Source organism: Aeromicrobium sp. CF3.5 (assembly GCF_051262695.1).
Taxonomy (GTDB): Bacteria; Actinomycetota; Actinomycetes; order Propionibacteriales; family Nocardioidaceae; genus Aeromicrobium.
Genome location: NZ_JBIMEZ010000002.1, coordinates 331,713 through 343,392, shown reverse-complemented (window position 1 = coordinate 343,392; position 11,680 = coordinate 331,713). Strand labels below are relative to the sequence as shown.

At 67.9% G+C, this 11,680-nt stretch carries 10 protein-coding genes; all 10 read left to right on the top strand.

The window, feature by feature from the left end:
* The first annotated feature begins 58 nt into the window (after positions 1-58).
* The 10 genes from ACHAA3_RS05210 (at position 59) to guaA (ending at position 11,558) form a co-directional block, all read left to right on the top strand.
* Positions 59-1,132: an NYN domain-containing protein gene (locus ACHAA3_RS05210; protein ID WP_435707886.1), complete on the top strand. Its 1,074-nt coding sequence runs from the start codon at positions 59-61 to the stop codon at positions 1,130-1,132.
* Between the two features lie 72 nt (positions 1,133-1,204).
* Positions 1,205-2,311 (top strand): GuaB3 family IMP dehydrogenase-related protein, encoded by a 1,107-nt coding sequence (locus ACHAA3_RS05205; RefSeq protein ID WP_435707885.1) that lies wholly within the window; start codon positions 1,205-1,207, stop codon positions 2,309-2,311.
* 10 nt (positions 2,312-2,321) lie between these two features.
* A complete protein-coding gene (locus ACHAA3_RS05200) occupies positions 2,322-2,801 on the top strand; it encodes a GNAT family N-acetyltransferase (RefSeq protein WP_435707884.1) in 480 nt (159 codons plus the stop codon).
* Positions 2,798-3,604, top strand: a complete 807-nt coding sequence (locus tag ACHAA3_RS05195) for an MOSC domain-containing protein (protein ID WP_435707883.1) — start codon at positions 2,798-2,800, stop codon at positions 3,602-3,604. The genes ACHAA3_RS05200 and ACHAA3_RS05195 overlap by 4 nt, the downstream gene beginning before the upstream one ends.
* Positions 3,605-3,704: 100 nt before the next feature.
* On the top strand, positions 3,705-4,856 hold the full coding sequence (efeO, locus tag ACHAA3_RS05190) for an iron uptake system protein EfeO (RefSeq protein WP_435707882.1): 1,152 nt from the start codon (positions 3,705-3,707) through the stop codon (positions 4,854-4,856).
* Entirely contained in the window at positions 4,853-6,136 is a 1,284-nt protein-coding gene (gene efeB / locus ACHAA3_RS05185) for an iron uptake transporter deferrochelatase/peroxidase subunit (RefSeq protein WP_435707881.1), read from the top strand. Before efeO ends, efeB begins: the two co-directional genes overlap by 4 nt.
* 77 nt (positions 6,137-6,213) lie before the next feature.
* Positions 6,214-7,953 carry an FAD-dependent oxidoreductase gene (locus ACHAA3_RS05180; protein ID WP_435707880.1) on the top strand — a complete coding sequence of 580 codons (1,740 nt, stop codon included), beginning with the start codon at positions 6,214-6,216 and terminating at the stop codon, positions 7,951-7,953.
* Positions 7,954-8,139: 186 nt separating this feature from the next.
* Positions 8,140-8,841, top strand: a complete 702-nt coding sequence (locus tag ACHAA3_RS05175; RefSeq protein ID WP_435707879.1) for a hypothetical protein — start codon at positions 8,140-8,142, stop codon at positions 8,839-8,841.
* Positions 8,842-9,128: 287 nt separating this feature from the next.
* On the top strand, positions 9,129-9,665 hold the full coding sequence (locus ACHAA3_RS05170; protein ID WP_435707878.1) for a hypothetical protein: 537 nt from the start codon (positions 9,129-9,131) through the stop codon (positions 9,663-9,665).
* Positions 9,666-9,998: 333 nt separating this feature from the next.
* Positions 9,999-11,558 (top strand): glutamine-hydrolyzing GMP synthase, encoded by a 1,560-nt coding sequence (gene guaA / locus ACHAA3_RS05165; protein WP_435707877.1) that lies wholly within the window; start codon positions 9,999-10,001, stop codon positions 11,556-11,558.
* The last annotated feature ends 122 nt before the right edge of the window (positions 11,559-11,680 follow it).

Genomic DNA, 11,680 nt, shown 5'->3' with positions numbered 1-11,680 from the left:
GCCGCCCGTCGGCGAGGCATCGGGAGGATCGGGGCGCGCGAACCGTTAGCCTGATCAGGTGGATCAACGCAACGTAGCCGTCTTCATCGACGCCGAGAATCTCTTCAAGGGCTACGGAAAGCTCGACATCCCCGACCTCACGATGGAGGAGATGCTCGAGCAGCTCGAGACCGCAGTCGGTCGCGAGGCCGGAGCGGGGCAGATCGCGATCTCGCGGGCGTACGCGGACTGGAATGCGCTGGGCATCGAGGACTATCGCCGCGATGTCGAACGAGCGGGCGTCAAGACCGTGCAGGTGTTCTCGGCGGGCAAGGCATCCAAGAACGCCGCAGACATCGAGCTGGTCGTGGACTGCCTGCGGTCGGCGGCCGACCTCGAGCAGCTCGAGGTGTTCATCATCGTGTCCGCTGACGGCGACTTCGTACCGTTGGCCCGGCGCCTGCACGAGCTCGACAAGTACGTGGTGGGCGCGACCTTGGCCGACCACCCGGTGAACTCGCTGCTGGAGCGCGAGGTGGACCTGTATGTCGGCATCAAGCCGACCCCGCCCCCGCCGCCCGCGTCGGCGCTGCAGCCGATCTTCTCCGGCGACGGTCAGGCCGTCCCGCCGCCACCGGCCGCACCGCCGCGCCAAGCTGAGTCGCGTCAGGCTGAGCCGCGTCAGGCTGAGTCGCGTCAGGCTGGGGCCGAGGCCTCGGAGACGAAGAAGTCGCCATCGCGACGGTCGGAACCGAAGAAGCAGCAGAGCAAGAAGGTGTCGTGGCACGCCATGGCGCAGAACATCGGTGTCGTGCACGCGGGGCCGGCCGCGTCACCGGCCGAGTACAAGGAGATCGTCGAGCGTGTGCTCGCCGACCCCGATGTCAGCAGCTTCTGCGACAAGCTCGCCAATGCTGGCGGCACGCTGCCCATCCTCGCGATGGCCATCAAGGCTGCTGCGCCCGAGGTGAGCCCGTCCGATGCTCGGGTCAGCTCGCTGTCGCGGGCGTTGCGCTTCGCGCTCGCCGGATCGGCCTACGCATTGGCCCGCACCGGCGATGACACCCAACCGGTCCTGGTGCGTCGCGCCGACCATCCCGACGGCATGCTGCGCGACCTGTCACTGAAGGACATCGAGCGCGGAGTCCAGTAGTCGCCGGGTACGGGCCGAAAGGTTGCAGATCCACCGCCCTCAGGGGAGGAGGGTCGCGACTAGGGTGAGGGCATGGCAGACATCGAGATCGGCACCGCCAAGCGTGGGCGTCGGGCCTACTCCTTCGACGACATCGCGATCGTGCCCAGTCGGCGCACCCGCGACCCGGAGGAGGTGTCGACGGCCTGGCAGATCGACGCCTACCGGTTCGAGCTGCCGCTCATGGCGGCGCCGATGGACTCGGTGATGAGTCCCGACACCGCAATTGCCCTGGGTCGGCACGGCGGTCTCGGCGTCCTGGACCTCGAGGGCCTCTGGACCCGCTACGAGAACCCCGAGAAGCTGCTCGACGAGATCGCTTCCCTGAGCGGTCCCCAGGCCACCCAGCGGATGCAGGAGATCTACGCCGAACCCATCAGGGCCGAGCTGATCACCGCGCGTCTGCAGCAGATGCGCGACGCCGGCGTCACGGTCGCCGGAGCACTGTCGCCGCAACGCACCAAGGAGTTCGCCGATGCGGTCGTCGCGGCAGGCGTCGACCTGTTCGTCATCCGTGGCACCACGGTCTCGGCCGAGCACGTGTCCGGCCAGGCCGAACCGCTGAACCTCAAGGAGTTCATCTACGAGCTCGACGTCCCGGTCATCGTCGGTGGCTGCGCGACCCATCAGGCCGCCCTGCACCTGATGCGCACCGGCGCCGCCGGCGTGCTCGTCGGCTTCGGCGGGGGCGCGGCGCACACGACGCGATCGGTGCTCGGCATCGCGGTTCCGATGGCCTCGGCGGTCGCCGACGTCGCAGCGGCGCGACGCGACTACCTCGACGAGTCCGGCGGTCGGTACGTGCACGTGATTGCTGACGGGTCCATCGGCCGCAGTGGCGACATCGCCAAGGCGATCGCCTGCGGTGCCGACGCGGTCATGATCGGTTCACCGTTCGCGCGCGCTCTCGAGGCTCCCGGGCGCGGTTTCCACTGGGGTGCCGAAGCCTGGCACCCCGAGCTGCCGCGCGGTGGCCGCGTCGACATCGGCACCGTCGGCGACCTCGAGGCCGTGCTGTTCGGCCCGTCGTCGGTCCCCGACGGAACCATGAACCTGATCGGTGCCCTGCGCCGAGCCATGGCCACCACCGGCTACTCCGACCTCAAGGAGTTCCAGCGGGTCGAGGTCGTCGTCGGGTGACCGGCCTGCGATGACGGTGGCGATGGCGGGGGGCCTGCGGCTCGTCAGCGTGGACTTCGACCACCCTGACGCCGTCGCGTTGCGGACGGCGATGGTCGACGAGGTCACGCAGGTCTACGGAGGTCAGCGCGACCACGGCAGTGGTGAGGGTGCCAAGGGCATCGATCCGGACTCGGTGGTGGTGACGGTGCTCGGGTACCTCGACGACGAGCCTGTCGCCCACGGGCTGGTGCGTCGGTTGGGCGACGATCTCGAGATCAAGCGCATGTACGTGGCGCCGACAGCGCGGGGTCACGGCGCGGCATCCGCCCTCCTGCTCGAGCTGGAGAAGCACTGCCTGGCCCAGGGCGCCCCGCGCATCGTGCTGCACACCGGCGACCGTCAGTCAGCAGCCATCCGCACCTATCGAGGGCACGGCTACACACCGATCCCGATCTACCCGCCGTACGTCGGCATGCCGGCATCACTGTGCTTCGAGAAGGTCCTGTGAAGATCAGCGGGCTGCACCTCTATCCGGTCAAGGCCACCGGCCCGTTCGACCTCGACACCGCAGAGGTCGACCTCCGAGGGCTCCGCCACGACCGCCGCTGGGCCGTGGTCGACGCCGCGGGGAAGGTCCTGCACGACACGACCCACGACGTGCTCATGACGGTGACGGCGCGGCCTGTGTCCTCCGGCGACATCGTCCTGTCGGCACCTGCATGTCCGGACCTGCACGTGCCTCGACCGAAGGGCGGTGCCGAGATCGAGGTCGACCTCTCGCGCCTCCCGGCCCTGGTCGATGCCGGAGATGCCGCGGCGAGCTGGCTCAGCGCGGTGGTCGGGGAGTCGGTGCGGCTCGGGTGGCAGCCCGACGACGACCTGCGACCTGTCGCCGTCAACCACGGAGGTCGCGGCGATGAACCGCTCAGCCTGGCGGACACCGGGCCACTGCTGCTGACCACGACGGCATCGCTGCGTCAGCTCGACGCCTGGATCGCCGCCGACCACGAGGCGCAGCCGATGGTGATGCGGCGGTTCCGTCCCAACGTGGTGATCGACAGCGACCTCGAGCCCTTCGTCGAGGACGACTGGCGCACCATCACGATCGGGGCAGTGAGGTTCCGGTTCGCCGAGCACTGCGACCGGTGCGTCGTCACCACGATCGATCCGTCGACCCGTGCTCGCGGCAAGGAGCCGATCAGGACCCTGGCCAAGCACCGCCACTGGGACAGGCACGTGTGGTTCGGCATCCGCATCGTGCCGATGAGTACGGGCGAGATCGCCGTCGGGGACGCCGTCACGGCTGACTAGGTGGGCCCGGGGGGCCGCCGCTCGCCCGATTGGTCGCCGTGGGGTGAGGATTGCCTTATGATGGGCAGGCTGTCCTAACCTGCCATCGCGAGGAACTTTCATGACCCGACGCCCCCTGCATCGTTTCGGTGCCATCGCGGGCGTCCTCGCCCTCACCGGTTTCAGCCTCGCGGCGTGCGCCGAGGATCCCGCCGCCGGCGGTGACGGCGCCCTGACCGTCCAGGCGTCGGACTCCGAGTGCGAGGTGTCGGCGACCGAGCTCGAGTCGGGTCCGCAGACGTTCACGATCACGAATGCAGGCAACAAGGTCACCGAGTTCTATGTCTACGCCGAGGGTGACCGCATCATGGGCGAGGTCGAGAACGTGGGCCCCGGCCTGTCCCGCGAGCTGGTCGTCGACCTGCCCCAGGGCACCTACGAGGGCGCCTGCAAGCCCGGCATGGTCGGCGACGGCATCCGGCAGAAGCTCACCGTCAGCGGTGAGGCAGCCACACCGCTGTCGGACTCCGCGGAGCTGAAGGCCGCCGCGGACAGCTACGCGCGCTACGTCAAGAGCCAGTCCGACGCACTGATCGTCAAGACCACCGAGTTCGTCGACGCCGTCAAGGCCGGTGACGTCGACGAGGCCAAGGAGCTGTTCCCGGTCGCGCGCACCTACTGGGAGCGCATCGAGCCCGTTGCCGAGAAGTTCGGAGACCTCGACCCGATCACCGATGGCCGCGAGCCCGATGCCATCGCCGAGGGGGTCGACTTCACCGGTTGGCACCGCATCGAGAAGCAGCTGTGGGTGGAGGGCAACACCGAGGGCATGGACACGTACGCCGACCAGCTCCTCGACAACGTGAACGAGATCGTCGCCCTCGGCCAGGACGCCCCGCTGACGGCCCTCGAGCTCGCCCAGGGTTCCAAGGGTCTGCTCGACGAGGTCGCCACCGGCAAGATCACGGGCGAGGAGAATGAGTTCGCGCACACCGACCTGTGGGACTTCAAGGCCAACATCGAGGGATCGCAGGCCGCCATCGCCTCGTTGCGCCCGGTGCTGTCCGACCAGGACCCTGAGCTCGTCGAGGAGCTGGACACCCAGTTCGCGGCCCTCGACACCGAGCTCAACCAGTACCAGGACCAGTCCACCGGAGACTGGGTCTTCTACGACAAGCTGACCGACGAGCAGGTCAAGAAGCTGTCCGATGCGGTCGCAGCGCTCAGCGAGCCGATCAGCAAGGTCGCCGCAGCCGTGGCCCAATCGGCGTGACCGCGGATCGTGACCGCCCCGGTGTCTCCCGCAGGCGACTGCTGGGAGCCGCTGGCCTGGGCGCGATCGCTGCAGGCTCGATCGGTGCCGGGGTCGGATACGCCGCCGCTGATGACACGAAGCCGGTCACGGCCGATCCCGACGCGCTGCCCGTCCCGTTCGAGGGCAGGCACCAGGCCGGAATCGTCACGCCAGCGCAGGACCGGCTGTACATCACGGCCCTCGACCTGACCACCGAGAGCCGTGGCGATCTCATCCTGCTGATGCAGGAGTGGACGGCCGCCGCTCGCAAGATGACCCAGGGCAACGAGGTCGGCGAGTTCGGCGCCGTCGCCGGGGCGCCGTTCGCCCCACCGGAGGACACCGGTGAGGCGCTGGGCCTGCCGCCGTCGGGTCTCACGGTCACCGTCGGCTTCGGTCGCAGCATGTTCGTCGACGCGGACGGCCAGGCCCGATTCGACCTGGACGGTCAGCTGCCCTATCAGCTCAAGGACCTGCCGTCGTTCGCAGGCGACCGGCTCGACCCTGCACTCAGCGGGGGCGATCTGGTGATCCAGGCCTGCGCCAACGATCCGCAGGTCGCGGTGCACGCTATTCGCAACCTGGTGCGCATCGCCTTCGGCCGGGCGTCGGTGCGGTGGTCGCAGATGGGCTTCGGACGAACCTCGTCGACCTCGGCATCGCAGGTCACGCCGCGCAACCTGTTCGGATTCAAGGACGGCACGGCCAACATCAAGGCCCAGTCGTCCCAGGTGGTCGACGAGTTCGTGTGGGTAGGTCCAGACGACGGCCCCGCCTGGCTCGTTGGCGGCTCCTACCTGGTGTCGCGCAAGATCGACATGCGCATCGAGACCTGGGACCGCGAGTCCCTGGAGGGGCAGGAGAACATCATCGGTCGTTCCAAGGGCCCGGGTGGACCGATGTCGGGCGGGGACGAGTTCGACGAGCCCGACTTCGCGGCCGTGGGCGATGGTGAGCTGGCGATCGCGGAGAAGTCGCACGTCCGGCTGGCGCACCCCACCTCCAACCAGGGCGTCCAGATCCTGCGGCGCGGCTACAACTTCGTCGACGGCTCGAACGGCCTCGGTCAGCTGAACGCCGGGTTGTTCTTCATCTCCTTCCAGCGCGACCCCGATCAGTTCAGCACCATCCAGAAATCCCTGGCCGGGGTGAACAACGACCTGCTCAACGAGTACATCGTGCACGTCAGCTCGGGCGTCTTCGCCTGCCCGCCCGGGGTGGGCCCGGACGGCTACTGGGGTGACCGGTTGCTCGCCTGATCGCGGCTCGCGCTGTGACAGTTGTGACGTGCTACTCACCAGTAGCCATGGGCCATCCCCGGTGGCATACTCCAGGTATGAGCCGCCGAGACGCCGATCTGGACGACTACGACTACGACGTGGTCGTGATCGGCTCGGGCTTCGGTGGCAGCGTCTCGGCCCTGCGCCTGGTCGAGAAGGGCTACAAGGTGCTCGTGCTCGAGGCCGGAAAGCGGTTCGAGGACGCCGACTTCGCCAAGAACTCCTGGCGACTGCGCAAGTTCTTGTGGATGCCGCAGATCGGGTGCTACGGCATCCAGCGCATCGACAAGCTCAAGGACGTCCTGATCCTGTCGGGTGCGGGTGTGGGCGGCGGTTCGTTGGTCTATGCCAACACGCTGTACGAACCGCTGGATCCGTTCTACAAGGATGCGGCGTGGGGGCACATCACCGACTGGCGCGCCGAGCTCGCGCCCTACTACGACCAGGCGAAGCGCATGCTCGGCGTCACGGTCTACCCCTACGAGACGCCCGCGGACCGCGTGCTGAAGCACGTCGCCGACGACATGGGCGTGGGCGGCACCTTCCACCACACCCCGGTCGGCGTGCTGTTCGGCACGGAGGGCGAGAAGGTCGCCGACCCGTATTTCGGTGGGGCTGGCCCCGAGCGCAATGCCTGCATCAACTGCGGCGAGTGCATGACCGGGTGCCGGCACAACGCGAAGAACACCCTGGTCAAGAACTACCTGTACCTCGCCGAGAAGGGCGGTGCCGAGGTGCGTGCGATGACGACCGTCACCGATGTTCGTCCGCTCGGCGGCGACTCCGCGTCACCGGCGGGTTACGAGATCGAGACCCGCCGCACCAACCGGCGTTTCCGCCCGCACGGCACGATCCGGGCCCGCGAGGTCGTGTTCGCGGCCAGCACCATGGGAACGCAGAAGCTCCTGCACCGCATGCGCGACAACGGCTCGCTGCCGCACGTCTCGCCGCGTCTTGGCATGTTGACCCGCACCAATTCCGAAGCTCTGCTCGGCTCGATCGCCGACGGTGACGACATCGACTACAGCGAGGGCGTCGCGATCACCTCGTCGTTCCATCCTGACCGGCACACGCACGTCGAGCCGTGTCGCTACGGCCGCGGTTCGAACGCGATGTCGTTGATGCAGACCGTGTTGACCGACGGCAGCGGCAGCGCGCCGCGCTGGCGGGTGTGGCTGGGCGAGATGTGGAAGCAGAAGACCAAGCTGTTCAAGCTCTACGACCTGCGGCACTGGTCCGAGCGCACGATCATCGCTCTCGTGATGCAGACCCACGACAACTCGATCACCACGTTCACCAGGCCCACGTTGATGGGCAGGGTCACGGGTCGCAAGCGACTCACGTCCCGGCAGGGGCACGGTGCCCCGAACCCAGCGTTCATCGCCGAGGGACACGAGGCCGTGCAGCGCATGGCCACCCACATGAAGGGCACGCCGGGCGGCAGCATCGGCGAGCCGTTCAACGTGCCTCTGACCGCGCACTTCATGGGAGGCTGCACGATCGGTGACTCGCCCGAGTCGGGAGTGATCGACCCGTTCCAGCGCCTGTTCGGCCACGAGGGCCTGCACGTCATCGACGGGTCGGCCATCACCGCCAACCTCGGCGTCAACCCTTCCTTGACCATCACGGCGCAGGCCGAGCGCGCCATGTCGTTCTGGCCCAACAAGGGCGAGGAGGACACGCGGCCCGCGATGGGGGAGCAATACCGCCGGCTCGAGCCGGTCGCCCCGAAGTCCCCGCTCGTGCCCGACGAGGCCCCGGCGGCCCTGCGCCTGCCCATCGTCGGCGTCAGCTGACCGAGGCTCGCAGGGGAGCGGCGTCGCTCGCTTTCTCGGATGCGGTTCGCCTCGGGCTTCGCGCCACGGTCGCTCCGCTCCCCGGCGATCATGCAGCCCCGGCCGAAGGATTCAGGTCTCGCCCGCACAGGCGGGATCGACCAGTGGGTGAGTTCACTCGATTCCGTGCGCTGGCAAGATGACGGCATGAGACACCCTCGACAGATCGCCACGGCGCTGATGGTCGGGGTGTTGCTGACGGCCGGGTGCACCGCTGACCAGGGGTCTGCCGGTTCGGTCCCCTCAGAGTCGAGCTCAGATGGCAGCACGATGATTGAGCCCTTGTTGGAGCCGGTTGAGGATGCCACGACAGTGGACGAGGTGCCGCGACCACTGCAGCCGGTGGCCTCCGCGAGCAGGACCGTCGCGGCTGCTGAGACGTCGCAGACGCGACGAGATGCTGAGCAGTTTGCGTTGGAGTTCTCGCAGCTCTACATCGATGCGCGACCAGACACAGACATGGAGGCTGTCCTCTCCGAGATTGCGTCCGCCCAGATGAGCCCGGCCATCCGAGACTTCATCGCATCCGATCTGCAGGGCCAGCAAAGCCTGGGCGCAGAGCGACGGTGGGACGCCACGCGCAGCCAGTGGATTCGCTCCAGCGTTCGTCCGGCGAGCGGACAGCCTGATCGGGTCAATGTCGAGATCGCCGCCGCCTTCGTTTCAGATCCGCTCGACCTCTACACCTGGCACAAGACACGTATCGATGTCGTCTGGGCCGATGGGCAGTGGAAGGTGATCGATCTAAGCGCAGGCGACTTCGGACCGGACACCACCGAGGAGCTCACGCCCGAACAGCGCAAGGACTACCTGACCGGGCCGGGATGGCGCCAGATCTCACCCCGATAGGGCACCAACACGCCACCTGTTCACCACGTGCGCAGCCTCGACCGAAGATCTTGGTCTCGCCTGCACAGGCGGGATCGACGAGTGGGTGAGTTCACCCGATACCGAGCGCTGGCAAGATGACGGCATGAGGTCCCTCGACAGTTCGTCTTGGCGCTGATGGTCGGGTGTTGCTGACGGCCGGGTGCATCGCTGACCGAGGGTCTGCCGACTCGGCCCCCTCGCAGTCGAACCCCGATGGCAGCACGATGACTGAGCCGTCGCTGCAGCCGGTTGAGGTTGCCACGACAGTGGACGAGGTGCCGCGACCACTGCGCTCGGTGGCCTCGGCGAGCAGGACCGTCGCGGCCGCCAAGGTGTCGAGAACGCGACGAGATGCCGAGCAGTTTGCGTTGGAGTTCTCGCAGCTCTACATCGATGCGCGGCCAGACACAGACATGGAGGCTGTTCTCTCCGAGGTTGCGTCCGCCCAGATGAGCCCGGCCATCCGAAACTTCATCGCATCCGATTTGCAGGGCCAGCAAACCCTGGGCGCGGAGCGACGCTGGGACGCCACTCGCAGCCAGTGGATTCGCTCCAGCGTCCGTCCGGCGAGCGGACAGCCTGATCGGGTCAACGTCGAGATTGCCGCCGCCTTCGTTTCAGATCCGTTCGAGCTCTACAGCTGGTACAAGACACGTATCGATGTCGTCTGGGCCGATGGGCACTGGAAGGTGATTGATCTAAGCGCAGGCGACTTCGGACCGGACACCAGCGAGGAGCTCACGCCCGAACAGCGCAAGGACTACCTGACCGGGCCGGGATGGCGCCAGATCTCACCCCGATAGGGCACCAACACGCCACCTGTTCACTAGGTCTGGTGACCATAAGCCGAGCGAAGCGAGGCAGTTGCCCGGGCGAAGCCCGGCAGCGGCGAGGGGCGAGCCGCTGGTGCGGGGAGCGTAGCGACTCGCGCAACGCACAGAACCCGGCCGGGAGGGAGATCACGGGCCGGGTTCTGTAGTGCCACGAGGAGCAGCACAAGATCCGACGGGAGGGAGTGTGTCGGATCACCCCATCTAACGAAGGGTGTCGCGTGGGGTTACGCGGTTCGGGAAAAGATTTCTCAGCACGCTGCTGACCGCTGATTCGGCGCGGGACGCGGGTCCTACGATGGACCGGTGACCGCAGACCATGACCTCGTGCTCGTCGTCGACTTCGGGGCGCAGTACGCCCAGCTCATCGCCCGACGGGTCCGCGAGGCCCGGGTGTACTCCGAGATCGTGCCCAGCACCATGCCGGTCGACGAGATGCTGGCCAAGAAGCCGGCCGCGATCGTGCTGTCCGGCGGGCCGTCGTCGGTCTACGAGCCCGGGGCACCCCAGCTGGATCCGGCGATGTTCGACGCAGCAGTTCCTGTGTTCGGCATCTGTTACGGCTTCATGGCCATGGCGCAGGCGCTGGGCGGATCGGTCGCCCACACCGGGCAACGCGAGTACGGCCGCACCACGGTCACGATCAGCGACCCGGGCACGTTGCTGTCGGACCTGCCGGACACGCTCACGTCGTGGATGTCGCACGGCGACGAGGTCGTGGGTGCGCCCGAGGGCTTCACGGTCAACGCCACGTCGCCGCGTGCGACGGTGGCAGCCTTCGAGCACCTGGACCAGCGACTCGCCGGCGTGCAGTGGCACCCCGAGGTCATGCACACAGAGCACGGTCAGCAGGTCCTCGAGCGCTTCCTGGTCGAGATCGCTGGCTGCCGACAGACCTGGACCAGCAGCAACATCGCGGAGGAGCAGATCGAGCGGATCCGCGAGCAGGTGGGCGACTCTCGAGTCATCTCCGCTCTGTCCGGTGGCGTGGACTCGGCGGTCTCCACGGCCCTGGTGCAGCGCGCGATCGGCGATCAGCTGACGGCGGTCTTCGTCGACCACGGCCTGTTGCGTGAGGGTGAGGCCGAGCAGGTCGAGCACGACTACGTCGAGGCGACCGGTGTGGACCTGAAGGTGGTCGAGGCCAAGGATCAGTTCCTCGGATTCCTTGAGGGTGTCTCGGACCCGGAGGAGAAGCGCAAGATCATCGGACGTGAGTTCATCCGGGTCTTCGAGGCCGCAGAGCGCGAGGTGATGGCCACGCCCGGACCGCCGGTCAAGTTCTTGGTCCAGGGCACGCTCTACCCCGACGTCGTCGAGTCCGGTGGAGGCGAGGGCGCCTCGAACATCAAGAGCCACCACAACGTGGGCGGCCTGCCCGAGGACCTCGAGTTCAGCCTCATCGAGCCGCTGCGCACCCTGTTCAAGGACGAGGTCCGCGACGTCGGGCGTCAGCTGGGCATCCCCGAGGCGATCGTGGGCCGGCATCCCTTCCCGGGGCCGGGCCTGGCCATCCGCATCGTCGGCGCGGTCGATGAGTCCCGCCTGACGATCCTGCGCGCGGCCGACGCGATCGTGCGCGAGGAGACGGCATCAGCCGGTCTCGACGGTGAGATCTGGCAGTTCCCGGTCGTGCTGCTCGCCGACGTGCGCTCGGTGGGCGTGCAGGGCGACGGCCGCACCTACGGCCACCCCATCGTGCTCCGGCCGGTGTCCAGCGAGGACGCGATGACCGCCGACTGGAGCCGACTTCCCCACGAGGTGCTGGAGAAGATCTCCACGCGCATCACCAACGAGGTTCGCGAGGTCAACCGGGTGGTGCTGGACATCACCAGCAAGCCCCCGGGCACCATCGAGTGGGAATGAGCTCGGCCGCGCCGCCTAGGTGCGACTGGCCCCAGAAAAGTCCGGCTCGCCCCGGCAGGAAGCCCATGCTCGTGCTCCAGGCCGTACGGTCGGGCTCGTTGCGCCCAGGGCCCAGCAGCTGA